We start from the raw sequence: 22759 nt of genomic DNA, 5'->3' as shown, positions 1-22759 counted from the left end.
AACGACAACCGGTCCAGGCGACCGCTCCGACCAAGACCCTGCGGCAGCAGAGCCTCCACAAAACTGAACTGACCGCTCGGCTTCGTCGTCATCGCAAGATCCCTGTTTCAAAAACAGGGAATCACATCCACACAATTTTGCAACAGGCCCCTTGCGGGGGAGATGTCCGGCAGGACAGAGGGGGGTGTGAAGGAACGCCATCGTTTCTGTTTGCCTACCCTCGTTTCGACCGTTTCCTGAGAAGGCAGCGGTCTCCAATTGATAAGCGGGCGGGACAGCACCCCCCTCTGCCCTGCCGGGCATCTCCCCCGCAAGGGGGGAGATCAGCCCTCGTCGCCGATTTCGCTAATCACCGGCGAAGGGGTGTTTGATGGGACACGATCTCGTTCCGCAACGACACCGCCGGAATGCAAAATCCATGCGTCGCGTCATGACCAATGCGGAGTTGAAACTTTGGAATGAGTTGCGTGCTCACCGGCTTATGGGGATGAGCTTTCGACGGCAGGTGCCGATCGGACCTTATATCGTTGACTTTGCTTGCTCGGCCTATCGTCTCATCGTCGAGGTAGACGGCAGCCAGCATGCGGATAGCGAAAATCTACAACAAGACGAGACACGCAGCGCATATTTTAAGAGCAGTGGCTGGACCATCCTGCGCTTCTGGAACGACGACGTCACTCGCGATATCGACAATGTCTGCCAGCACATCGTCATCGAGGCCGGCCTGGCCGCTGCCGAAGTGCTGGCGATCGAACCAGCTAGGGAGGCAATTTCATGATAGATCATCTTGGCATCACCGTTGCCGATTTCGATGCTTCGAAGGCTTTCTATGACAAGGCGATGGCGCCGCTTGGTGCAGCGCTCCTCTACATGGTGCCGCTGGAATACACCGGCGGCGCCAAGGTCGGCGGCTATGGCCGTGACCGGCCGGTGTTCTGGCTGAGTTCGGCCAAGGACAAGCCCAGGGATCACCAGCACGTCGCCTTCACCGCGCGCAGCCGCGCCGAGGTCGATGCCTTCCACGCAGCGGCACTTGCTGCCGGTGGCAAGGACAATGGCGGGCCGGGCCTGCGCCGGCATTATCACCCGAACTACTATGGCGCCTTCGTCTTCGATCCCGACGGCAACAATGTCGAAGCCGTCTGCCATGCGCCGGAGTGAGCGGTGATGAGCCTCGACAACCGGCCGATCTACACCGGCGGCTGCCAGTGCGGCGCGGTGCGCTTTCGCGTTGAAGGCGCGCTCGGCGACGCTTCGGTCTGCCATTGCCGCATGTGCCAGAAGGCGTTCGGCTCGTTCTATGCGCCGCTGGTGTCGGTGCGCGGCGCCAGGCTCGACTGGACGCGCGGCGAGCCGAAATACTTCCGCTCTTCCAACCATGTCGATCGCGGTTTTTGCGCCGGTTGCGGCACGCCGCTGACCTTCACCGCGCCGGACGGTGTCGGCCTCGCCATCGGTGCGTTCGACAATCCGGCTGAGATCGTGCCGCTGGTCCAATGGGGCACCGAGGCCAAACTGCCCTATGTCGATACGATCCCGCAACTGCCGGGCGAGGACACCATGGCCGACATGTCGTCGGCTCCCTATCTGGCCGATCTCGTCTCCTACCAGCATCCGGACCACGACACCGAACAATGGCCGCCGAAGGAAAAGCCATGACCGAGACAGCAAGAACAGGCGGCTGCCAATGCGGCGCCGTGCGGTTCCGCATTCATGGGGCGCTCGGCCGTCCGTCGATCTGCCATTGCCGCATGTGCCAGAAGCAGTTCGGCGCGTTCTTCGGTGCGCTGGTGACCGTGCCCAGGGACGGCGTCGAATGGACCCATGAGGAGCCGAGCTATTTCCAGTCGTCGGTCAATATCGATCGTGGTTTCTGCGCGCGCTGCGGCACGCCGCTGACATATCGGCAGCCCGGCGGACTGGAAATCGCCATCGGTGCCTTCGACGACCGTTCGGATCTGGCACCGCAGATCCAGGTCAACTATGCCGCGCGGCTGCCATGGGTGGAGACGATCTTCGATCAGCCCGTCCACCAGGATCCTGATTATTACAATAGGCAGGAATCCATCATCTCCTTCCAGCACCCAGACCACGAAACAGCGGACTGGCCGACCAAAGGTTTGCAGCTATGAGCAGTCAATTGCGTACGCTTTATCCCGAGATCGAGGCCTTCGAGACCGGCATGCTGGATGTCGGCGACGGCCATCAGGTCTACTGGGAGCGTTCCGGCACCAAAGGCGCCAAGCCGGCGGTGTTCCTGCATGGCGGACCGGGCGGCACCATTTCACCAAAACACCGGCGGCTGTTCGAGCCGAAGCTTTACGATGTCATTCTGTTCGACCAGCGCGGCTGCGGAAGATCGACGCCCAACGCCTCGCTCGAAGCCAATACGACCTGGCACCTGGTCGCCGACATCGAACGCCTGCGCGAAATGGCCGGCTTCGACAAATGGCTGGTGTTCGGCGGCTCCTGGGGGTCGACGCTGGCGCTCGCCTATGCCGAAACGCACCCCGAACGCGTCAGTGAGTTGGTGGTACGCGGCATCTACACGCTGACACGTGCGGAACTCGAATGGTACTATCAGTTCGGCGTCTCGGAAATGTTCCCGGACAAATGGGAGCGCTTTCTGGCGCCGATCCCGGAGGCCGAGCGCGGCGACATGATGGCTGCCTACCGCAAGCGGCTGGTCGGCACGGATCGCAAGGCGCAGATCGAAGCCGCCCGCGCCTGGAGCCTGTGGGAGGGCGAAACGATCACGCTGTTGCCGGAGCCGGAAACCAGTGGACCGTTCGGGCAGGACGACTATGCCGTCGCCTTCGCCCGCATCGAAAACCACTATTTCGTCCATGCCGGTTGGCTGGAAGAAGGACAATTGCTGCGCGATGCGCACAAGCTTGCCGATATTCCCGGCACCATCGTCCACGGCCGCTACGACATGCCGTGCCCGGCGCGCTATGCCTGGTCGCTGCACAAGGCGTGGCCGAAGGCGGATTTCCATCTGATCGAGGGCGCCGGTCATGCTTATTCGGAGCCGGGGATTTTGGATCAACTGATCCGGGCGACGGATCGGTTTGCAGGGAAGATATAGTCGATGCACGGCGATCCTTCACACCCCCCTCTGTCCTACCGGACATCTCCCCAGCAAGGGGGGAGATTGGATGTCGCCTTCGCTTTCGCCAATCGCCGACATTGCAGGACCAGCGCTATCGTCAAAGCTGCCGATCTCCCCCTTTGCGGGGGAGATGGCCGGCAGGCCAGAGGGGGGTGCTCAAGCACCTTGCTGTCATGAAAAAGGAAAGACTGTTCCTCTTCGACACCACCTTGCGCGATGGCCAGCAGACGCCGGGCATCGACTTCTCTATCGAAGACAAGATCGCTATCGCGAAACTGCTCGACGCTTTCGGCCTCGATTATGTCGAAGGTGGCTATCCCGGCGCCAATCCGACCGACACAGCCTTCTTCCAGGAGAAGCGCACGGCGCACGCCAAATTTGTCGCCTTCGGCATGACCAAGCGGGCAGGGGTGTCGGCGTCCAACGATCCCGGCCTCGCGTCACTCGTGCAATCCAAGTCGGATGCCATCTGCTTCGTCGCCAAGAGTTGGGACTACCATGTCCGTGTCGCGCTCGGCTGCACCAATGAGGAGAACCTCGACGCCATCAAGGCCTCCGTCGAGGCGGCGATCGCCGCCGGCAAGGAGGCGTTGGTCGATTGCGAGCATTTTTTCGACGGCTTCAAGGCCAATCCCGATTATGCGCTGGCCTGCGCCAGGACCGCCTGTGATGCCGGCGCGCGCTGGGTGGTGCTGTGCGACACCAATGGTGGCACGCAACCCTCGGAAGTCCGCGCCATCGTCGAGAAGGTTATTTCATCAGGTATTTCAGGCGATCATCTCGGCATCCATGCCCATGACGACACCGGCCAGGCAGTGGCGAATTCCCTCGCCGCTGTCGAGGCCGGCGTGCGCCAGATCCAGGGCACGCTCAACGGCATCGGCGAGCGCTGCGGCAACGCCAATTTGATCTCGATCGTGCCGACGCTGGCGTTGAAACCGGCCTTCGCCGATCGTTTCGAGACGGGCATTTCGGCTGAGGCGCTGACCGGCATTTCGCGCCTGTCCCGCGCCTTCGACGAACTCCTGAACCGCGCCCCGGAAGCGCAAGCGCCCTATGTCGGGGCCTCTGCTTTCGCCACCAAGGCGGGCATCCATGCCTCCGCGCTGGCCAAGGAGCCGGCGACCTATGAGCATGTGCCCCCGGAAACGGTCGGCAACCGCCGCCGCGTCATGGTTTCGGACCAGGGCGGCAAGGCCAATTTCCTCGCCGAGTTGAGGCGGCGCGGCATCGACGTGCCGAAAGACGATCACCGGCTCGACGCGCTGATATCAGTGGTCAAGGAGCGCGAGGCCGAGGGCTATGCCTATGAGGGCGCCGATGCCAGCTTCGAGCTCCTGGCACGCAAGATGCTGCACGGCCTGCCGGAGTTCTTCAACGTCACCTCGTTCCGCTGCATGGTCGAGCGCCGCTTCGACGCCAACGGCCAGCTGAAGACGGTCTCCGAAGCGATCGTCAAGGTGGTGGTCGACGGCGAGGAGAAGATGTCGGTGGCCGAGGGGCATGGCCCGGTCAACGCACTCGACATCGCGCTGCGCAAGGACCTTGGCAAGTTCCAGAGCGAGATCGCCGACATGGAACTGGCCGACTTCAAGGTGCGTATCCTCAATGGCGGCACCGAGGCGATCACCCGCGTTCTGATCGAATCGCATGACGGCACCGGCGCGCGCTGGTGGACGGTCGGCGTTTCCGAAAACATCATCGACGCCTCGTTCCAAGCGCTGATGGATTCCATCGTCTACAAGCTGATGAAGAACCGCGAGATGGCCGGACTGGTGGCCGCCGAATAGGGTTGAACCATCAGCGAAAGTCCATTGATCCATCAGAACTTTGCGATGGTCTTGCCAAGGTGGCTGGGCCATAGCGTTGGCCCATGGCCACTGAAACAATCACCCTGGATGCGGATTCCAAGGCCCGTCGCGGCTTCCTGCTGGCACTGGGGGCCTATCTGCTATGGGGGCTGCTGCCTTTTTACATGAAGGCGGTCGCTCATCTGCCGCTCGCCGAAGTCATTGCCCATCGCATCGTCTGGTCGGTGCCGATCGCCGCCGCCGTCCTGATCTGGGCCGGCCGCACGGCGGATTTCAAGGCGGCACTGCGTTCGCCGCGCACCATCGCCATGGCCGCGCTGACGGCAGCGCTGATTTCGGTCAACTGGGGCATCTATGTCTGGGCGATTGCCGTCGACCGCACTGTCGAGACCGCGCTCGGCTACTACATCAATCCACTGGTCAGCGTCGTTGTCGGCGCGCTGCTGCTTGGCGAGCGCCTCGACCGGCTGCAGATCGCGGCGGTGGTGCTGGCGGCCGTCGCGGTCGCGGTGCTGACCATCGAGGGCGGCAAGCTGCCCTGGGTGTCGCTGGCGTTGGCTTTTTCCTTCGCCGCCTACGGCTTCTTCCGCAAGACGCTGCCGATCGGACCGAGCCAGGGATTTTTGCTCGAAGTGCTTCTGCTGTCGGTGCCGGCACTTGGCTACATCGTTTATCTCATCGCGACCGGGCAGGACCACATCGTATCCAGCAGCGGTGCCGATAGGGCGCTGCTGATCGGCTGCGGTCCAGTCACGTCGATACCGCTGCTGCTGTTCGCCTTCGGCGCCAAGCTGCTGCGCCTGTCAACCATCGGCATCATGCAATATATCGCGCCGACCATGGTGTTCCTGATCGCCGTTCTGATCTTCGACGAGCCTTTCGGCACCACCCAGGCGATTGCGTTCGCGCTGATCTGGGCGGCCTTGGCGGTCTATTCCTGGTCGATGTTGACGACAGCGCGCCGCGCCGCGCCGCAGCCCGCACGGTAAGGAGTTTCGATGTACCTGCTGCATATCGCCAACAAGAACTATTCCTCATGGTCGCTGCGGCCCTGGGTGTTGATGCGCGCGCTGGATATCCCATTCGAGGAGCGGCTGACGCCATTCCCGACCGCATCGAGCTGGGAACTCTACCGGTCGTTTTCGCCCAGCGGCCGGGTGCCGTGCCTGATGGAGGACGGCTGGGCGGTCTGGGATTCGCTGGCCATCGTCGAATATCTGGCCGAACGCCACCATGGCGTGTGGCCCGTCGAAGCCAAGGCGCGCGCCTGGGCACGCTCGGCCGCCGCCGAGATGCATTCGAGCTTCACCGCATTGCGCGGGGCATGCCCGATGAGTTGCGGCGTGCGGGTAAAGCCGTTCCCGATGTCCGATGGGCTGAAGCAGGACCTTTTCCGCCTCGGTGACCTCTGGAATGATGGTCTTGCCCGTTTCGGCGGGCCGTTTCTGGCCGGCGCTCATTTCACCGCCGTCGACGCTTTCTTTGCTCCGGTGGCGTTCCGCGCCCAGTCCTATGGGCTCCCCTTCGAGGGTGCGGCTGCGGCTTATCCGGCGCAATTGCTTGCTCTACCGGCGATGCGCGAATGGTATGCGGCTGGCCTTGCCGAAATCTGGCGCGAGTCCGATCACGAAGCGGAAGTGGCCGCCGCCGGCACAGTCATCGAGGATCTTCGCGCCACGGCGTGATAGCCGCCGGCGGGTGCTACATCTGTCCGAGCCGCCTGACAAAGAGATAGGTCGCTCCCGCGATTACCATCGCTACCGCCGTCACCACCCAGAAGCCCATTGGCGTGTCGACCAGCGGCAGGCCGCCGACATTCATGCCGAACAGGCCGGAGATGATGGTCATCGGCAACAGCACCGCCGTCATCACCGACAGTACGTACAGCAGCCGGTTCGACTGCGTTGTCAGCTTGGCCATCAGCTCGTCTTGCAAAAGCCGGGCGCGGGCCTGCAACTGCTCGCCGTCATAGTGCAGCGTCTGCGCACGATGCGACAGCCGCGCCGCCATGTCGTTGATGGAATCCGGCAGGTCGTTGCGGTGCGAATGGTCGAGATGGCGAAACAGATTGGTCAGCGTCGCCATCTGCCGGTGGATCACCACCAGGTGCCGGCGCGCGTCGACCAGCGCCTGCCGCTCATTGTGCCATGCGTCGCAGACGATGCGATCCTCGATGCCGTCGAGACTGTCGCCAAGTGCCGCAAGTTCGGCCACCATGCCGTCGAACGACTGGCCGACGACCGCCTCGATCAGCGCGGCCGGCGAGCGGAGTTTGCGCGATCCGTTCTCGATCGCCTTGCGGATGTTATCGACAGACTGCAGCGGCTGCTTGCGGGCGCCGACCAGCATGGTGTCGTTGAGGGCGAAGCGGAAATGGCCAAGTCCGCCCGTTTCCGCCGAATAGTCATGGCGCAGATCCGGCAGGTCGCCATAGAGCCAGTCGTCCTCGAGGTCGATGTGGCAGCCATGGCTGGCGGACAGGAAAGCTTCACGCACCGGTGCCGGCAAAGCCTGATCGGTGCCGATCTCATGGCGAGCGCGCATGTCGGAAAGCTGGTAGCTGCGCCATGTCCAGTGCGCGGCGGCGGCGTCCCTGGTTCGCACGCCCTCAGCGGTGAAGTGATAGATGAAGAACAATCCGTGCTCGTCGGGCAGGTAGGGCGACAGGTCGGTGCCTTCCGGGGCGACAGTGATATCCATGGGGGCGGTGCCAGATGCATGTTCCGAAGATGGCACCGCACGGCGGCTGCCTGGCCTTGATTTCTAGCACGAGCGAACCCGGTTCCGTGTGACGGTTTCTTGACAGCCGATCACGGTCTGTCGATCACCTACGTCAATCCGGTGGTGACGGCCTTCGCCACCCCCGGATTGTGTCCCTGTCAGTGCTTCGGGCCGAAGCCGGGGTAGGGCTTTAGGGATACGATTGCGGCAATGTCCATCATGCCGGCCTTGACCAACGGCAAGGTGGCGAGGTGGGCGCGAACCTCTGCATCATCGGCTGCCTCGAACATCATGCCGCTGCCCGGGATGTCGCCTCGGTTCCACATCTGGCGTACCGCGCCTTCGGCATAGAGCGTGCGCCGCTGTTCGGCTTCGCCGGGTAGAAGCGGAGCGAAATCGGCATCGGCAAATTTTTCGGTGTTGCGGGTGAGAAGGGCAAAGAACTGCATGGCGGTCTCCTTTGGTTGGAATGGCCGAATTATCGCTCCCGCCGGTCAGACTGTCCAAGACTGGTTAGGCTAAAGTTGAGACCTGGGGGGACTGGAGCCCGGAGAAAAATGTTCGATCTGCGTCAGCTCCGCTATTTCGTCACCGTCGCCGAAACCGGCAATGTCGGGCGCGCCGCCGAAATGCTGCATATTTCTCAGTCGCCACTCAGCCGGCAGATCATCCAGCTCGAGGAGCAACTCGGCGTCGCTTTGTTCGAACGGGCAAAGCAGCGGGTCCACCTCAACGCCGAGGGCCGCGCCTTCCTCGTCGAAGCCCGCGCGCTGCTGTCCAATGCGCGACGTTTGGAGCAGTTCGGCCGCAACCTGGCCAGCGGCGCCGTCGGCCGGCTCGCCATCGGCTATGTCGAAGGCGCCGTTCATGCCGGGCTTGTCGCTGGGATGCTGCGCCAGTTCCGTCGCGACCGGCCGGATTTCCACCTGCAGCTGAGAAGCCTGCGTTCGGCGGCGCAGTTGGAAGGGCTACGGCAGCGGTCGCTGGATCTGGGCTTTGTCTACTCGCCGCCAGCCGATGATGACCCGGATGTCGCCGCGATAGCGCTGCGGCATGAGCCGCTGGTGCTGGCGATCCCCGAAGATGATCCGCTTGCTGAAGTGCCAGAGATTGGGCCCGACCACCTTGACGGTCGCACCTGGATCACCGTCGTGCGCCAGCCGGACGACACCAATCGCGGCCAGTTCCTTGCCGCCTGCGCCAAGGCCGGCTTTCTGCCCGACATCGCCTATGAGACGGCGGACCCGCTGACCTCGCTCGGCCTTGTCAGCGCCGGTCTCGGCCTTGCGACGGTGCAAGCCAGCCTGCGTGTCGCTGCGCCGCCGCGGATCGTATTTCGCGACCTGCCGTGGTTCGACCGCACGGTCTCCATCTATCTCGCCTGGCGGCGTCATGACCGACGGGCGGTGATTGCCGATTTGCGGCAGGCAGCTGAGGAATAGGGGAATAGGGGAATAGGGGAATAGGGGAATAGGGGAATAGGGGAATAGGGGAATAGGGGAATAGGGGAATAGGGGGCGCCGTTCCCAGGCACTTCACATATTCCCCTACTGCCTTACTCCCGTATTCCCCTACATCTTGTCTATCACCGACTGCACGCCCTCGGTCGGGGCGTCTACGGAGGATCCAGCCACCATGATGGCGGCGACGATCGCTTCGGGGTCGTCGACAACCAGCGGCTTGACCCGTTGCGCGGTGTGGATGAAGCCCTCAGCGGCCATGTGATCGAGCAGCGTCAGCATCGGATCCCAGAATCCTCCGACATTGCCGAAGACGATCGGTTTGCGATGATGGCCAAGCTGCGCCCAGGTCATCACCTCGACGATCTCCTCGACCGTGCCGATGCCCCCCGGCAGCGCCACAAAGGCGTCGGATTTCTCGAACATCTTGTGTTTGCGCTCGTGCATGTTGTCGGTGATCAGCAACTCGTCGAGCCGGTCAAGCGCGGTTTCGGTTGCCTCCCTGTTGATCAGGAAGCGCGGAATGATGCCCGTCACCTTGCCGCCGGCGCGCAAAGCGCCTTCGGCGACAGCGCCCATGATGCCTTTGGTGCCGCCGCCATAGACCAGCCGCATTCCTGCTTTGGCAATCGAGCGTCCGAGCAGGTTTCCGGCCTTGATATAGATTTCATCACGGCCCGGAGACGAGCCGCAATAGACGCAGACGGATCGAATCGTGTTCATGCCGATGATTGGTGATTGGGTCTGAAAGCGTGGTCAAGCCCCAAGGGTCAACAAGCCCGGGCTTTTTCTTGTCGGCCCGTTTTTCTTGTCGGCATTGGCAAAACAAGCTAGACCGGCGTTAGGTGGCTAAGGGGTAGGGAAATATGGCAATTAATCCACTGAAGGCGTTCCTGTTCGCGGCGGGTGGGACCGTTGCTGCCGCGGGAACCGCCTATGTATCGGGCGCACTCGACCCGTATCTCAATCCCACGCCGCCGGCGCAAGTGGCGGCGCAGACGTCGCCCGCAGCGCCAAAATCGGCCGATCCCGGCACCGAAGCGCGGCTGCCCGCCGCGGAGGTCCCCGCGGCTCCCGCCGCGGTGCCCCAGGCAACGGCACCGGCCGCGGCGGCGCCGGCTGCGGCCGGTCCCGTCGCACCGTCCTTTGACGTCGTGCGCGTCGAGGGCAATGGCTCGATCGTCGTTGCCGGCAATGCAGCGCCCAACGCAAAGGTCGAGATCCTCAACGGCACGACCGTGCTTGGCTCGACGGTTGCCGGTCCCGATGGCGCATTTGTCATCGTGCTGGACGATCCGCTGAAGCCCGGCGACTATACAATCGCACTGCGCGCGACCACGGGCGATGTCGTCACCCCTTCGGTGCAGACCGCTGTCGTTTCGGTTCCCAAGGATGCCGCCGGCCAGGTGCTGGCAATGGTCGAGGAGCCGGGCAAACCGGCCGAACTGCTCACCGTTCCGGCGCCCGAAACAAAGCCGGCTGCTCCGGCCGCCGCGCCGGCTGCTCCCGCAGCCGAAGCGCCCGCAACTGCTCCGGCACCAGCCGCCCCGGCACCTGCCGTCGTAGAAGCAGCACCGGCTCCTGCCGTGGTAGAAGCAGCACCGGCTCCTGCAGCGCCGGCGACGCCGCCCGCTGCAGGCGTGACCGAGCCCAAGATCGTCGTCGAGGCGGTCGAGATCGACGGCAGCAAGATCTTTGTCGCCGGTCTCGCCGATGCCGGCCGCAAGGTGCGCGCCTATGCCAACGATATCCTGCTCGGTGATGCGCAAACTTCGACGGACGGTCATTTCCTGGTCGAGGCGACGCGCGACATTCCGGTCGGCAGCTACACAATTCGTGTCGACGGCCTCGATACCGACGGTGTGACAGTTGTGGCCCGCGCAGCCGTGCCGTTCGAGCGCGAGCCCGGCGAAGCGGTCGCCGCCGTGGCACCCTCGGCGCCGAAGCCCGTTCAGCCCAAGCCGGCCGCACCTGCCGCCGCCGAGGCGCCGGCCGCGGCCGGGACGGCCCCGGCCACGACGCCTGCTCCCGCCACCGAGGCTCCGGCCGTTGTGGCGGAGGCGACGCCGCCAAGCGATGTGCCCGAGACCGTGGCGCCCAAGCTCGAACATGCCGACGGCGCCGTCATCATCCGCCGCAACGATACGCTGTGGCGGATCTCGCGGCGCGTCTACGGCCATGGCGTACGCTTCTCGACCATCTACCTCGCCAACCAGGACCAGATCAGTGATCCCGACCGCATCTGGCCGGGGCAGGTGTTCAAGGTCCCGGAAAAGTCGAAGGAAGGCGAGGCAGCCGACCTCAAGACGATGGGCGAGCAGGCAACGACAGCGCCGGCCAAGACCAACTAGATCCAAGGCCGTCCAGGTCGAAATCTACTGGTGTGCTGAGCCGCTCAGGTGCAGTTTGAATCCGATCATGTTCGGATCCCCCAGGTCGGGGCGTAGTTTCATGCTCGGAATCAAATAGTCGCCGCCATTCTGCCGGCGATAGGGGATGGGTTGCGTGGTCGCGAGCGTTCTCATCCTCTCGCGCAGGCGCTCGGCGGTGGGTTCGAAGTCGGCTTCACCGAAGCGGTCGACGCTGTAGACGACGAATGGCGGAAGGACGTCGTAGCCCGGGTAGTAGAGGATCCCGTGGTTGATCGGGAACAGCAGATCATCAATTGGTCCGTTGACGCCGCGAGGGGCATAGTGCTCCTCCCAGCCGCCGGCGGTCACGATCAACATTGCGCGCTTGCCCATCAAGGTTCCCTCGCCGTAGCGGTCGCCCCATCGTTTGTCGCTATGTTCGCCCACGCCGTAAGCGAAGCCGTAGGCAAAGACCCTGTCGACCCAGCCCTTGAGGATCGCCGGCATGGCAAACCACCAGAGCGGAAATTGGAGAATCAGGGCATCCGCCCATAGCAGCTTTGCGATCTCGGCCTTGACGTCCTCTGTCAGCGCGTCGGCCTCGAAAGACTTTTTTGACGCTGCGGCAGGCATCAGCCGCGCGCCCGGCGCCAAAACCGGAAAGTCGGCCCGATCAACCGCTGATTTCCAACCCTGGGCGTAGAGGTCCGTCACCCGCACTTCGTGGCCTTGTGCCTCGAGTTCTCTGATGGCGACGTCGCGGAGCGCGCCGTTGAGCGAGCGGGATTCGGGATGTGCGAAGACAAGTAGGATTTTCATGCGGGGGACTCCGGGGATTGAAAAACTGGTCCCTTAGCTAGGCAATATCGACGCAATCCGCTATATATTCGTAATGCATAAGATTGTGCCGAATAGTGGATAAATCGGACATCACCCTCGAACGCATGCGCACCTTCGTTCGCGTCGCGGAACGGGGCAATCTGTCCTTGGTTGCCGGTGAACTGGGTATCGGACAATCGACGGTCACGCGGCATCTGCAGGAACTCGAAGAGGCAGTGGGTGCGCCTTTGCTCAGCAGGACCACCCGGCGGGTCACGCTGACCGACGAGGGCAGCCGCTACTATGCCAACAGCGTCCAGATCCTGCGCCTTGTCGAGCAGGCCGGCGACGAAGCGCGGGGCGCACGTGGCGCGCCGGCCGGCACCGTCCGGATATCCTGTACTGCCGCTTTCGGGGTCTTGCACACCAGCCGACTCATCTTCGACTTTCAGGACCGATATCCCGACATCGGCGTTGACCTCAGCCTCAGCGATGAGCGTGTCGACCTCGTCAGGGAAGGTGTCGACATCGCGCTTCGGTTGGGGCCGCTCACCGACAGCTCATTGAGGCTGCGGGCCCTCGGCCTGTCACGGCGCCTGCTCGTGGCATCGCCGGATTATCTGGCGCAGCGAGGCAGACCGGCTATCCCGTCGGATCTGTCTGGACATGAGGGTATCCGGATGTCGAACGTGGCGGGGAGTGAAACTCTTGCCTTGCAGGGCGCCGGAGGCGAGCGCCATATGGTGCCTTTCGCGGGGCGCCTGCGTGTCGACCATGGGCTTGCCGCGCGCGAGGCTTTGCTCGCGGGTCGAGGGGTCGCACCGGCTCACCGATGGCTTGTCGACGATCTTTTGGCGGCGGGCCTGCTCGAGACGATACTGGATGATTATTCACTGCCGTCCGCCCCTTTGAACATGCTGATCGTCCCGGAGCGCGCGGGCGTTGCAAGGGTCCGCCTGATGGTCGACTTCCTGGCTGAGCGGATTGCCGGCATCCCGGGGATCGAGAAGTCCAGTCCAAAGCGTTAGCCGCTATCTGCTCTGCCCAGAAGAGTAGCTTGCAGCAGCGTCGACCATCGTTTATCGCCGATGGACGATGAGCGAATCCCTAGCTGAAATAGGTATGCCTGGCTGCGCCCCGGACAGCCGAGCCGTTGCCACCCGGCTGGCAGCACTTTCGCACCCGGCTCGGATCGAAATCCTGAAATACCTGTCCGCAAGCAACTCCTGCTGCTGCCGCGAGGTTGTCGACCGTTTCGATCTGGCGCAGTCCACTGTGTCACAACATTTGAAGATACTGGTCGAAGCCGGGCTGGTCCGGTTCGAACCCGACCGTCAGCGCTCGCGCTACGAGGTCGATCGTGCCGCACTTGCCGATGTTTCCGCGTCGGTGGCCGCGCTCGTCAATTCCTGCTGCTCCGGCCGCTAGACCATGATCCCGAAAAGTGGAGCCCGGTTCTCGGACGAGATCATGGTCAAAAAGACATAAGAAGAAGGCACAAGAAATGGCCGAAAAAACCGTCTCCGACTCCTCGACCTTCAAGACGCTGCTCAATTTGTGGCCCTATATGTGGCCGGCGGATCGCGCCGATCTGAGAGCCCGGGTCACATGGGCGACGCTTCTGTTGGTCGTCGCCAAGCTGACGCTGGTCGCCGGTCCCTATTTTTTCAAATGGGCGACCGACGCGCTGGCCGGCGACGCCAAATCGGTGCCGCCGCTGCCGAGTTTTCTGCTGGCGCCGGTCATGCTGGTCGTTGCCTACAATGTCGTGCGCCTGGTGCAACTTGGCTTCAATCAATTGCGCGACGCCTTGTTTGCCCGTGTCGGCCAATACGCGGTGCGCCAGCTCGCCTTCCGCACCTTCGTCCACATGCACCAACTGTCGCTGCGCTTCCATCTCGAGCGCCGCACCGGCGGCCTGTCGCGCATCATCGAGCGCGGCACCAAGGGTATCGAGACGATCGTGCGCTTCATCATGCTCAACACGGCGCCGACCATCCTCGAATTCGCGCTGACCACCGGCATCTTCGCCTACACCTATGGCTGGAAATACGTAGTCGTCGTCGCGGTCACCGTCTGGGTCTATGTCTGGTTCACGGTCCGCGCCAGCGACTGGCGCATCTCGATCCGCCGCGACATGAACGACAGCGACACCGATGCCAACACCAAGGCAATCGACTCGTTGCTCAATTACGAGACGGTGAAATATTTCAACAATGAGGGCATGGAAGCCGAGCGCTTCGACCGCTCGATGGCACGCTACGAGGTCGCAGCGACCCGGATCTGGACCTCGCTCGGCTGGCTGAACTTCGGCCAAGGCATCATCTTTGGCCTCGGCACCGTCATCGTCATGTGCATGTCGGCGCTGGAAGTGCAGGCCGGCACGCAGACGGTCGGCGACTTCGTCTTCATCAATGCCATGCTGATGCAGCTGTCGGTGCCGCTCAATTTCATCGGCTTCATCTACCGCGAAATCCGCCAGGGGCTGACCGACATCGAGCAGATGTTCGACCTTCTGGATGTGCCGCAGGAGATCGTCGACAAGCCGGACGCGAAGCCACTTACTGTCAGCGCCGGCAAGGTCGAGTTCCGCGACGTGCATTTTTCCTATGACCCCAACCGCAAGATCCTGAAGGGCATCAGCTTCGAGGTGCCGGCCGGCAAGACCGTGGCCATTGTCGGGCCCTCGGGCGCCGGCAAGTCGACCATCTCGCGGCTTCTGTTCCGCTTCTACGACGTCCAGTCCGGCCAGGTGCTGATCGACGGCCAGGATATCAGGGACGTGACGCAGGAGAGCCTGCGCGGAGCGATCGGCATGGTGCCGCAGGACACCGTACTGTTCAACGACACCATCGCCTACAACATCCGCTATGGCCGCATCGGCGCCAGCGAGGAGGATATGCAGAAGGCCGCCGAACTCGCCCAGATCGGCCCGTTCATCGAGCGATTGCCTGACGGTTACAAGTCGATGGTCGGCGAACGCGGGCTAAAACTTTCGGGCGGCGAGAAGCAGCGCGTGGCGATCGCCCGCACCATCCTGAAGGCGCCGCCGATCCTGATGCTCGACGAAGCGACCTCGGCGCTCGACAGCCACACCGAACAGGAAATCCAGGCCGCGCTCGATCTGGTCAGCCGTGGCCGCACCACCATCGTCATCGCCCACCGCCTGTCGACGGTGATTACCGCTGATGAGATCATCGTGCTGCAGGACGGCCAGATCGCCGAGCGCGGCACCCATGCCGAGCTGATGCGCAAGCATGGCCTCTACGCCTCGATGTGGGACCGCCAGCGCGAGGCGACCGAGGCCGAGGAGCGCCTACGCATCGCCCGCGAGGGCGACGAGCTTGGCGTTGTCGTTCGTCGACGAACGTCGGAGGTGAATTGACACCGTTTCCTTCTCCAACGAGGGGAAAAGAGAAAATTTCCGCTTGACCTCAACTTAAGTTGAGATCGTAGGCCGTTCTTGGAGCCCGCCAACTAGCGTGTTTAAAAAACGGAGCAATCGAATGAGCGAGACAAATCAGACTGTTGACGGGGGCAGCGTGTTCAGGGTGGACAAATTCGTCGTCCCGGCCGCCGCTCGCAAGGAGATACTCGCCAAGGTCCGGACGACGCATGAATTGCTGCGCCTGCAACAAGGCTTTGTGCAGGATTTCCTGCTCGAGCAATTCTCAGGCCCAGGCGAATTCAACCTCGTCACCATCGTCGAATGGGAGAGCCAGGCGGCCGTCGACAACGTCGTGCCGATCGTCAAAGCCGCGCACGAGCGCATCGCCTTCAACCCGCAGGAGACGATCGCCCGGCTCGGCGTTCGCGCCGACATCGCCAACTATCAGAGGGTTCCCGGGCTGTAGCAAGGCTGCTACCGCCAGCCGATGCCAGGTGCCGGCGCTTCGACGCTGAGCACCTGGCCGGTGCGGGCTTCAGAAGCCTTCGGATTTGGGATCATGGACGGGCAACCTTTTCCGGCGCCTTGAACCGTCGGTGTCCCGAATTCTGCCGACAACGACACCGACCTAGCAAGCGGATCGCGACCCCTGCCGGCGCACCCAATACGGCCTTCCCTATTGTTGCGTTGCGGCGAGGGGGGCTTTCGGCTATTGAGGCCGGACTTGAAACGGAGCCTGTTTATTACCGATGAGCCTTGTCGATACGGTCAAGAACGCGTTCGTACCGATCCATCGCGAGGGCTATCCCTTCATCGCAGCCTTTGGCGCGGCGACGCTTTTCCTCGGTTATTTCTCCTCGATCCTGTTCTGGATCGGTCTGATACTGACGGCCTGGTGCGTCTATTTCTTTCGCGATCCCGAGCGCGTCACGCCGGTAGATGACCGCCTGGTGGTCAGCCCCGCCGACGGCATCATCTCGGCGGTCGGACCCGCCGTGCCGCCGCGCGAACTCGGCCTCGGCAATGTCGAGATGACCCGCATCTCGGTGTTCATGAACGTCTTCTCCTGCCACGTGAACCGCGCCCCGGTGCGCGGCCGTATTGCGAAAATCGAACATCGGCCGGGCAAATTCCTCAATGCCGAACTGGACAAGGCCAGCACCGAGAACGAGCGCAACGGCCTGGTCATCGAGAGCCCCAATGGCACGGTCGCGGCCGTCCAGATCGCCGGCCTGGTGGCGCGCCGCATCGTCTGCTGGGCCGAGGCCGGCGGCTCGATCGGCACTGGCGAGCGTTTTGGCCTGATCCGCTTCGGCTCGCGTGTCGATGTGTTCCTGCCCCTGACCGCGACGCCGCGCGTTGCAGTCGGCCAGACGGCGGTTGGCGGCGAAACCGTGCTGGCCGAATTCGGCGGTGTTGCCGGCACGCCTCTTGTTCGGGTTTCCTGACCGGTGGGCACGCAATACAAAAAGTTCGAGGCCCATGCCAGCGGCGGTCCGCGCATCCGCGAAATCCCGATGCGCATGGTGCTGCCCAATCTGGTCACCGTGCTCGCCATTTGCGCCGGCCTGTCCGGCATCCGCTTCGGCTTCGAAGGCCGCTTCGAGCCGGCGGTGGTGATGGTGCTGCTTGCAGCCTTCCTCGACGGCATTGACGGCCGCTTGGCGCGGATGCTGAAGGCGACATCCAAATTCGGCGCTCAGATGGATTCGCTGGCCGACATCGTCAATTTCGGCGTGGCGCCGGCTCTGGTGCTCTATGCCTTCCTGCTCGACCGCGCCGGTTCGCCGGGCTGGATCGCGGCACTGCTGTTCGCCATCGCCTGCGGGCTGCGCCTCGCCCGTTTCAACGTGCTCGATGACGAGAAGGCCGATCGCCCCATATGGCAGTCCGAATATTTCGTCGGCGTGCCGGCGCCGGCTGGCGCCGTGCTGGTGATGCTGCCGCTTTATCTCTATTTCCTGCGCACAGGTCTGGAGCCCAGTCGTCCAGCAGCCTTCGTCGCCACCGGCTTCACCATCCTGGTCGCTTTCCTGCTGGTCAGCCGGCTGCCTGTCTATTCCGGCAAGAGCCTGAAAATCCCGGGCGACAGGGTGTTGCCGATCATCCTGGGTGTCGTGCTCTACGTACTCCTGCTGATGACCTACCCCTGGTACACGCTGACCGCTTCGGTTGCCGGCTACCTGATCTTCCTACCGTTCAGCGTGCGCGCCTATTCGAAGCGCGCCAAGCTGGAGGGCGAGAAGGTGCCGCCTTCGGATATAGGTTAGAAGGTCGGCGGAAGTGCTTGATCTGACTCAGGCCGCGACGCCGAGCCCCAGCCTGTCGATCGCCAGTTTCCTCGTCGACACATAATCAGTCTTGCCGGAACCCAGCACCGGGATTTCCTCCACCTTGACGATGTCGTTGGGCACCATCAGTTCGGCGGCACCGGCCTGTTTGCCGAACCTGCGCAAGTCGTCGGGGTTGGCGTCGTCGGCGGTGGTGACCAGCACGATGCGCTCGCCGCGCCTCTTGTCAGGCACGGCCACAGCCGCGTGGTGCTCTTCCGGCCACAGCGACTGCACCAGCATCTCCACCGCACCCAGCGACACCATCTCGCCGGCGATCTTGGCGAAGCGCTTGGCGCGTCCGCGAATGGTGATGAAGCCTTCGCGGTCGACGGCAACGATGTCGCCGGTGTCGTGCCAGCCGGTCAGCGGCTGCAGCTCGCCGGGGCGGTCCGACGTCATGTAGCCCATCATCAGATTCGGTCCGTCGAGCCACAATTGGCCGGCGTCGGAGATGCCCTCGACCGGCTCCAGCTTCATGCGCATGCCCGGCAGCAGCCGGCCGACCGTGCCATCGCGGCCATGGATTGCCGTGTTGACGGCAACCACCGGTGCCGCCTCGGTCAGCCCGAACCCTTCGATGATCTCGGCCTGGAAGCGCTCGCGATAGACGCGGCGGGTTTCCGGCTTCACCGCCTCGGCGCCGGCGACGACGAAGCGCAGGCTGGAAAAATCGCCGTCCTTGGCGGTGCGCGCATAGTTGGCGAGGAATGTGTCGGTGCCGAACATGATGGTCGGTTTTACCTTGCGCGCAACCTCGGGGATGATCTTGTAGTGCAGCGGCGAGGGGTAGAGGAACAGCTTTACCCCGGTGACCAGCGGTAGGATGGTGCCGCCCGTTAGGCCGAAGGAGTGGAACACCGGCAGCACGTTGAGCAGGATGTCGGCAGGCGAGATGGTGATCCGCGCCTCGGCCTGCATGGCGTTGGCGTAAAGGTTCTTGTGCGACAGCACGACCGCCTTCGGCGTGCCTTCCGAGCCCGAGGTAAACAGGATCACGGCCGGCTTGGCCGCATCCTGCCGCTGCAGTGGCCAGCGCCACAGCAAGGCGGCGGCAAGCTTGTCCAGCGCGGTGACGCTGGCCCGCACATCCTCGAGCCAGAGAAGCCTGGCGCCGCCCTTTTCGATCGCCGCGACGATATCGGCAAGGTCGGCCTTCTCGACGAACGCGCGGGACGAAATCACGGTCCTTATCACCGCCGTGCGCACGGCCGCGGTGACGCTCGCCGGCCCGGCCGTATAGTTGATCATCGCCGCCACCCGGCCGGCCGACAGAAGGCCGGTGAGCGACAGCACGACGCCATTGGCGTTGGGCAGCATCACACCGACCGCTTCGCCCGGCGCCGTGACGGCCTCGAAGCGCCTGCCCAGGACGCGGGCGCCGATGAACATCTTGCGGTAGCTCAACGCACCCGAGATGACGTCTTCTATGATCGTGTGCGAAGCGCCGACGCGGTCGGCGGCATCGCGCATGGCCAGGAAAAGGCCACGATCGAGGTTGGTGCCGAAGAGCCGCGCCTCGGCGACACGGTCGAACAGCGCGTTGGTGTTCGAGGCCTGCTCGGGGTTGCGCGCCACCAGTTCGGCGATGGTCATCGGCTCCAGCACGCTGATCGACAGCTGCGGAAACCAGTGTCGTGGCGCCTTGTCCGCGGGCGTCAGCGACACCGGCAGGCTGCGCGCGCCGCCGACGAAGATCGGCACGATTTTGGCATCGGCCTGCATGGCGATGCGGGTGACGGCACGAAACAACCGAAACGTCTTGACGTCGGGCTCGACCGCATCCGGCAGATAGACGGCGAGCCGGCCCTTGCCTTTGAGCACGCGCACCAGCCGGCGGCTGACGAAGACATGTTCGGCGTTGAAGGCGATGGTACGGCCAAGCTCGCGCCAAGGTTCGAGCCACGGCGAGCGCGCCGAGACCTCATCGAGAATATGCAGCGTGTCTTCCGGCAGCAGCGACAGCATCAGCGCCGGCTCGAAGCGCGATTGATGCGAGATGACGTAGATGACTGGAGCCTGCGCCTTGCGGGCGACCCGGATGCGGCTGTCTCCGATCCGGTAGGCGAGCTTGAACGGCACATAGAGCAGCGCCTGGGTGAAGCGCAGGCCGAGGCGGAATTTTTCCGCCACGCCGATCAGCAGCCAGGCCAGAACAAGACCCGCAAGCAGCGCCAGTGTCAGGATCATGCCGCGTCTCTCCCAACGTTTTTTAGCATCTCGGCTCTTTGCGGCCGTGTCGGCCAGAACCTAGACGATGTGGGAGCAAGGTCAATGCGGAGCTTTTGCTTCCCTTGGTGCGGGAAGCTGCTTCTCACGCCGCCTGCAGCCGTCCACTGATGAAACGAAATTCCTGCGTCTTGCCGCCATAGCCATAAGCGGCTGCCGGCACTTCATGCACGAAGGCGTAGCTCTCCTCATGCACGCCGCCCAGCAGACGGCCGAAGGCTGCGAAGATCGCCTTCAGATAGGCCTCCAGTTCAAGCTTGGTATTGGTGCCGTCGACCACCTTGATATCAAGCCAGAACGTGTTGGTGCCGTGCTCGGCCAGCGACTTGCCGCTGGCGAACCAGTGCTGCGGATCGACGTAGGACACGGCAACTGCCGTGATCGTCGGGTCCTTGCGCAGCTGCGTCGCGGTGATTTCGGTGGCCTCCTTTGCGATGCGAGCGGAAAGAGCCGCGTCAGGTTTGCCGGTGACGCTGATGTTGATGATGGGCATTTTTCTTCTCCTTGGCTTGAGCGGCGTCCGATCGCCGTTGAAACAACCATGCCACCATCTTTCGATCAAAAAAATCGAATTGTTTTTAACTGAAGATTCGATAAGATCGAAGTATGGAAACGCTGGATCCCGATCTGCTCCGAACCTTCCTAGCTTTCGTCGACAGCGGCTCACTGGCCAAGGCGGCTGCAAGCGTCGCACGTTCGCCCTCGGCGGTGACCGCCCAGATGCAGCGGCTGGAGGAAATCGTCGGCGAGCCGCTGCTGGCGCCGCAAGGGCGAGGGCGCGGCTTGACCCCTGCAGGCGAAGACCTCGTCGGCCATGCTAGGCGGATCCTTGCCGCCCATCGCGAGGCATGGCTGGCGCTTAAGGGCGCCCGCGCTGCCGGACGCGTCGCCATCGGCACGACACAGGATTTCGCCGACAGCGGCCTGCCGGATCTGCTGCGTGCCTTCGCCGGCAGCCATCGGCGCGTCAGGATCGAACTGCGGGTCGGCCGCTCCGCCGAACTGGCGCAGGCGCTGCAGTCTGGCGGCCTCGATCTGGCGATCGTCATGCGCCAGGCGGCAGCGCCGGACGAAGTCGGTGTGCTGCGCGAGCCGATGATATGGCTATGCTCACAAAAGGGGCTGGCCACGCGGCAGGAGGAACTGCCGCTGGCGCTGCTCGACCCATATTGCGGTTTTCGCGAAGCAGCACTTGCCGCACTCGATGCTGCCGGCCGCCGCTATCATATTGCTGCCGGCAGCGCCAGCCTGGCCGGCCTGCGCACGGCGGTGAACGCCGGTGTCGCGCTGACGCTGCGAACGGCCCGCTTTGCCCATTCCGGCATTGTCGAGGCACCGCGCGAGCTTGGCCTGCCACAGGTTCCAATGGCTGAGTTCGCCATCCGGCTGCGCGCTGGCGCCGATGGTCCGGCGGGCGATCTGGCGGCCCTGCTCGGCGGTAACCTTGCCCTGTCGGGCGGTTGAATGAAGAAAAAGCCGACCTTACGGTCGGCTTGGAGTAGGACGGGCCGAGGGGTTTGGGGGGACTTGGGGATGGCCCGTCGCAGCAATAATGCCTGACCCGGATGATGGTTCCGTGACCGCGTCACTTTTTTAAGAAATATTTGATGCCACGCGTTGCGGGCTGGCCAAGCGTTGCGAGCGGGCCATCAGCCAATCCCGCCCCGCATGGGCAAACACCGCACACAACACGATGACGCCGCCGATCATGCTGGCGGCTGGGGCAATCTCGCCCAGGAACAGGAAGGCAAACAGGATCGCGAACGGCACTTCGGCCGAGCCGAGCAGCCCGGATTCGGCCGGCGGGATGAGCCGCGCGCCCTCCGTCCACAGGATCGAGGAGAGTGCGAAGGACGCGCCGAAAGTGGCGAGCAGAACGGCGTCCCTTGGCGAAACCGCCAGCGGATCGGCGACGAACCAGCCGAGCACGAACAACAGGAAAGCCGAAACCGCACCGGCCCACACCACGGGCGTGTCGCGGAAGGCGCGCACCATGATCATGTAGAGGCCGCTGCCGATGGTCATCAGCAGTGCCAGTCCGTCGCCGAACAGATTGCCGGTGCCGAAGCCGGACCAGACCATGATCGCCACGCCGCACAGTGACACGGCGGCGGCGACCATCGTCTGCAACCGGAAGGGTTCGCGCGTCAGAACCCAGGCCAGCAGCGCGGTGACGAAAGGTGCTGTGGCATAGATGACGGCGACATTGGCAACGAAGGTGAACTTGAATGCCGATATGAAAGCGATGCTGGCGAGAGCCCCTTCCACCGCCAGCAGCCAGCCGCGCCAGCCAAGCCGCAGGCTATCACGCCCGCCGGAGCGGTGGCGCCGCCACAGCACATAGAGGCTGACCAGGATCGAGCCGACGAAGCCGCGCCAGCAGATGATGGTCAGCGGGTCGGCATGGATCGACTTGGTCAGAACGCCGGTCAGGCCAAACACAGCCGCCGAGGACGACACCAGGATGATGCCGAGCGTACGCTCCGCGGCGGTGTCGATGGTAGCTGCAATCTCAGTCATGCGGCCAGCCTACGCCGC

At 63.6% G+C, this 22759-nt stretch carries 24 protein-coding genes; 17 read left to right on the top strand and 7 right to left on the bottom strand.

The window, feature by feature from the left end; genetic code table 11:
* The first annotated feature begins 370 nt into the window (after window positions 1-370).
* The 8 genes from NKI66_RS26215 to NKI66_RS26180 all read left to right on the top strand — a co-directional run bounded on the left by NKI66_RS26215 (window position 371) and on the right by NKI66_RS26180 (window position 6608).
* Window positions 371-778: an endonuclease domain-containing protein gene (locus tag NKI66_RS26215; protein ID WP_352753460.1), complete on the top strand. Its 408-nt coding sequence runs from the start codon at window positions 371-373 to the stop codon at window positions 776-778.
* The gene (locus tag NKI66_RS26210) at window positions 775-1161 is read left to right on the top strand and encodes a VOC family protein (RefSeq protein WP_023812897.1); all 387 of its coding nucleotides are present in this window, start codon (window positions 775-777) and stop codon (window positions 1159-1161) included. Before NKI66_RS26215 ends, NKI66_RS26210 begins: the two co-directional genes overlap by 4 nt.
* A 6-nt stretch (window positions 1162-1167) precedes the next feature.
* Complete coding sequence (locus NKI66_RS26205) at window positions 1168-1659, top strand: GFA family protein (RefSeq protein WP_352753458.1); 492 nt, start codon at window positions 1168-1170, stop codon at window positions 1657-1659.
* Window positions 1656-2132, top strand: coding sequence for a GFA family protein (locus NKI66_RS26200; RefSeq protein WP_352753456.1), 477 nt, complete (start codon window positions 1656-1658; stop codon window positions 2130-2132). Before NKI66_RS26205 ends, NKI66_RS26200 begins: the two co-directional genes overlap by 4 nt.
* Window positions 2129-3088 carry a prolyl aminopeptidase gene (gene pip, locus NKI66_RS26195; RefSeq protein WP_352753454.1) on the top strand — a complete coding sequence of 320 codons (960 nt, stop codon included), beginning with the start codon at window positions 2129-2131 and terminating at the stop codon, window positions 3086-3088. Before NKI66_RS26200 ends, pip begins: the two co-directional genes overlap by 4 nt.
* A 197-nt stretch (window positions 3089-3285) precedes the next feature.
* On the top strand, window positions 3286-4902 hold the full coding sequence (gene cimA, locus NKI66_RS26190; protein WP_352722774.1) for a citramalate synthase: 1617 nt from the start codon (window positions 3286-3288) through the stop codon (window positions 4900-4902).
* An 83-nt stretch (window positions 4903-4985) separates the two neighbouring features.
* On the top strand, window positions 4986-5912 hold the full coding sequence (rarD, locus tag NKI66_RS26185) for an EamA family transporter RarD (protein WP_352753452.1): 927 nt from the start codon (window positions 4986-4988) through the stop codon (window positions 5910-5912).
* A gap of 9 nt (window positions 5913-5921) precedes the next feature.
* Window positions 5922-6608 carry a glutathione S-transferase family protein gene (locus NKI66_RS26180; RefSeq protein ID WP_352753449.1) on the top strand — a complete coding sequence of 229 codons (687 nt, stop codon included), beginning with the start codon at window positions 5922-5924 and terminating at the stop codon, window positions 6606-6608.
* A 16-nt stretch (window positions 6609-6624) separates the two neighbouring features.
* Here NKI66_RS26180 and NKI66_RS26175 read toward each other — a convergent pair whose 3' ends face one another.
* Entirely contained in the window at window positions 6625-7623 is a 999-nt protein-coding gene (locus NKI66_RS26175) for a transporter (RefSeq protein ID WP_352443247.1), read from the bottom strand.
* 179 nt (window positions 7624-7802) lie between these two features.
* On the bottom strand, window positions 7803-8093 hold the full coding sequence (locus NKI66_RS26170; protein WP_128303053.1) for a muconolactone Delta-isomerase family protein: 291 nt from the start codon (window positions 8091-8093) through the stop codon (window positions 7803-7805).
* A 108-nt stretch (window positions 8094-8201) separates the two neighbouring features.
* Between NKI66_RS26170 and NKI66_RS26165 the strand changes: the two genes are divergently transcribed.
* Entirely contained in the window at window positions 8202-9086 is an 885-nt protein-coding gene (locus tag NKI66_RS26165; protein WP_023812906.1) for a LysR substrate-binding domain-containing protein, read from the top strand.
* A gap of 129 nt (window positions 9087-9215) precedes the next feature.
* Here NKI66_RS26165 and NKI66_RS26160 read toward each other — a convergent pair whose 3' ends face one another.
* Window positions 9216-9827, bottom strand: coding sequence for an LOG family protein (locus NKI66_RS26160; RefSeq protein ID WP_023812907.1), 612 nt, complete (start codon window positions 9825-9827; stop codon window positions 9216-9218).
* Window positions 9828-9970: 143 nt separating this feature from the next.
* Here NKI66_RS26160 and NKI66_RS26155 point away from each other — a divergent pair, with 143 nt between their 5' ends.
* Entirely contained in the window at window positions 9971-11455 is a 1485-nt protein-coding gene (locus NKI66_RS26155; RefSeq protein ID WP_128303054.1) for a LysM peptidoglycan-binding domain-containing protein, read from the top strand.
* A 24-nt stretch (window positions 11456-11479) separates the two neighbouring features.
* Here the strand turns inward: NKI66_RS26155 and NKI66_RS26150 are convergent, their stop codons facing one another.
* Window positions 11480-12274, bottom strand: a complete 795-nt coding sequence (locus NKI66_RS26150) for an NAD(P)H-dependent oxidoreductase (protein ID WP_023813729.1) — start codon at window positions 12272-12274, stop codon at window positions 11480-11482.
* 95 nt (window positions 12275-12369) lie between these two features.
* On the opposite strand from NKI66_RS26150, the gene NKI66_RS26145 reads away from it, so the two are divergent.
* The 6 genes from NKI66_RS26145 to NKI66_RS26120 all read left to right on the top strand — a co-directional run bounded on the left by NKI66_RS26145 (window position 12370) and on the right by NKI66_RS26120 (window position 17932).
* A complete protein-coding gene (locus NKI66_RS26145) occupies window positions 12370-13302 on the top strand; it encodes a LysR family transcriptional regulator (RefSeq protein WP_031213735.1) in 933 nt (310 codons plus the stop codon).
* Window positions 13303-13369: 67 nt separating this feature from the next.
* Window positions 13370-13702: an ArsR/SmtB family transcription factor gene (locus tag NKI66_RS26140; protein WP_031213736.1), complete on the top strand. Its 333-nt coding sequence runs from the start codon at window positions 13370-13372 to the stop codon at window positions 13700-13702.
* A 76-nt stretch (window positions 13703-13778) separates the two neighbouring features.
* On the top strand, window positions 13779-15659 hold the full coding sequence (locus NKI66_RS26135) for an ABCB family ABC transporter ATP-binding protein/permease (protein ID WP_023813732.1): 1881 nt from the start codon (window positions 13779-13781) through the stop codon (window positions 15657-15659).
* Between the two features lie 121 nt (window positions 15660-15780).
* A complete protein-coding gene (locus tag NKI66_RS26130) occupies window positions 15781-16128 on the top strand; it encodes an antibiotic biosynthesis monooxygenase family protein (protein WP_023813733.1) in 348 nt (115 codons plus the stop codon).
* Window positions 16129-16411: 283 nt separating this feature from the next.
* The gene (locus NKI66_RS26125; protein ID WP_352442157.1) at window positions 16412-17110 is read left to right on the top strand and encodes a phosphatidylserine decarboxylase; all 699 of its coding nucleotides are present in this window, start codon (window positions 16412-16414) and stop codon (window positions 17108-17110) included.
* Window positions 17111-17113: 3 nt separating this feature from the next.
* Window positions 17114-17932, top strand: a complete 819-nt coding sequence (locus NKI66_RS26120; protein WP_013532542.1) for a CDP-alcohol phosphatidyltransferase family protein — start codon at window positions 17114-17116, stop codon at window positions 17930-17932.
* 27 nt (window positions 17933-17959) lie between these two features.
* Here the strand turns inward: NKI66_RS26120 and NKI66_RS26115 are convergent, their stop codons facing one another.
* Both NKI66_RS26115 and NKI66_RS26110 read right to left on the bottom strand, forming a co-directional pair.
* The gene (locus NKI66_RS26115; protein ID WP_352753447.1) at window positions 17960-20182 is read right to left on the bottom strand and encodes an AMP-binding protein; all 2223 of its coding nucleotides are present in this window, start codon (window positions 20180-20182) and stop codon (window positions 17960-17962) included.
* A gap of 124 nt (window positions 20183-20306) precedes the next feature.
* Window positions 20307-20714: a tautomerase family protein gene (locus tag NKI66_RS26110; protein WP_352550567.1), complete on the bottom strand. Its 408-nt coding sequence runs from the start codon at window positions 20712-20714 to the stop codon at window positions 20307-20309.
* 113 nt (window positions 20715-20827) lie between these two features.
* Between NKI66_RS26110 and NKI66_RS26105 the strand changes: the two genes are divergently transcribed.
* Window positions 20828-21685 (top strand): LysR substrate-binding domain-containing protein, encoded by an 858-nt coding sequence (locus tag NKI66_RS26105; RefSeq protein ID WP_352442160.1) that lies wholly within the window; start codon window positions 20828-20830, stop codon window positions 21683-21685.
* A gap of 129 nt (window positions 21686-21814) precedes the next feature.
* Here the strand turns inward: NKI66_RS26105 and NKI66_RS26100 are convergent, their stop codons facing one another.
* Window positions 21815-22741, bottom strand: a complete 927-nt coding sequence (locus NKI66_RS26100; protein WP_352753444.1) for a DMT family transporter — start codon at window positions 22739-22741, stop codon at window positions 21815-21817.
* Window positions 22742-22759 lie beyond the last annotated feature (18 nt).

Origin of the sequence: Mesorhizobium sp. M0518, assembly GCF_040321125.1 — a bacterium.
GTDB lineage: Bacteria > Pseudomonadota > Alphaproteobacteria > Rhizobiales > Rhizobiaceae > Mesorhizobium.
This window is presented reverse-complemented; position numbering and strand designations above follow the sequence as displayed.

Coding starts and splice junctions, on each gene's coding strand:
- NKI66_RS26140 (WP_031213736.1), top strand. CDS start 13,370: ATGAGCGAATCCCTAGCTGAAATAGGTATGCCTGGCTGCGCCCCGGAC.
- NKI66_RS26165 (WP_023812906.1), top strand. CDS start 8,202: ATGTTCGATCTGCGTCAGCTCCGCTATTTCGTCACCGTCGCCGAAACC.
- NKI66_RS26155 (WP_128303054.1), top strand. CDS start 9,971: ATGGCAATTAATCCACTGAAGGCGTTCCTGTTCGCGGCGGGTGGGACC.
- NKI66_RS26160 (WP_023812907.1), bottom strand. CDS start 9,827: ATGAACACGATTCGATCCGTCTGCGTCTATTGCGGCTCGTCTCCGGGC.
- NKI66_RS26135 (WP_023813732.1), top strand. CDS start 13,779: ATGGCCGAAAAAACCGTCTCCGACTCCTCGACCTTCAAGACGCTGCTC.
- NKI66_RS26110 (WP_352550567.1), bottom strand. CDS start 20,714: ATGCCCATCATCAACATCAGCGTCACCGGCAAACCTGACGCGGCTCTT.
- NKI66_RS26215 (WP_352753460.1), top strand. CDS start 371: ATGGGACACGATCTCGTTCCGCAACGACACCGCCGGAATGCAAAATCC.
- NKI66_RS26205 (WP_352753458.1), top strand. CDS start 1,168: ATGAGCCTCGACAACCGGCCGATCTACACCGGCGGCTGCCAGTGCGGC.
- NKI66_RS26115 (WP_352753447.1), bottom strand. CDS start 20,182: ATGATCCTGACACTGGCGCTGCTTGCGGGTCTTGTTCTGGCCTGGCTG.
- NKI66_RS26130 (WP_023813733.1), top strand. CDS start 15,781: ATGAGCGAGACAAATCAGACTGTTGACGGGGGCAGCGTGTTCAGGGTG.
- NKI66_RS26100 (WP_352753444.1), bottom strand. CDS start 22,741: ATGACTGAGATTGCAGCTACCATCGACACCGCCGCGGAGCGTACGCTC.
- NKI66_RS26180 (WP_352753449.1), top strand. CDS start 5,922: ATGTACCTGCTGCATATCGCCAACAAGAACTATTCCTCATGGTCGCTG.
- pip (WP_352753454.1), top strand. CDS start 2,129: ATGAGCAGTCAATTGCGTACGCTTTATCCCGAGATCGAGGCCTTCGAG.
- NKI66_RS26210 (WP_023812897.1), top strand. CDS start 775: ATGATAGATCATCTTGGCATCACCGTTGCCGATTTCGATGCTTCGAAG.
- NKI66_RS26150 (WP_023813729.1), bottom strand. CDS start 12,274: ATGAAAATCCTACTTGTCTTCGCACATCCCGAATCCCGCTCGCTCAAC.
- NKI66_RS26170 (WP_128303053.1), bottom strand. CDS start 8,093: ATGCAGTTCTTTGCCCTTCTCACCCGCAACACCGAAAAATTTGCCGAT.
- cimA (WP_352722774.1), top strand. CDS start 3,286: ATGAAAAAGGAAAGACTGTTCCTCTTCGACACCACCTTGCGCGATGGC.
- rarD (WP_352753452.1), top strand. CDS start 4,986: ATGGCCACTGAAACAATCACCCTGGATGCGGATTCCAAGGCCCGTCGC.
- NKI66_RS26105 (WP_352442160.1), top strand. CDS start 20,828: ATGGAAACGCTGGATCCCGATCTGCTCCGAACCTTCCTAGCTTTCGTC.
- NKI66_RS26125 (WP_352442157.1), top strand. CDS start 16,412: ATGAGCCTTGTCGATACGGTCAAGAACGCGTTCGTACCGATCCATCGC.
- NKI66_RS26200 (WP_352753456.1), top strand. CDS start 1,656: ATGACCGAGACAGCAAGAACAGGCGGCTGCCAATGCGGCGCCGTGCGG.
- NKI66_RS26175 (WP_352443247.1), bottom strand. CDS start 7,623: ATGGATATCACTGTCGCCCCGGAAGGCACCGACCTGTCGCCCTACCTG.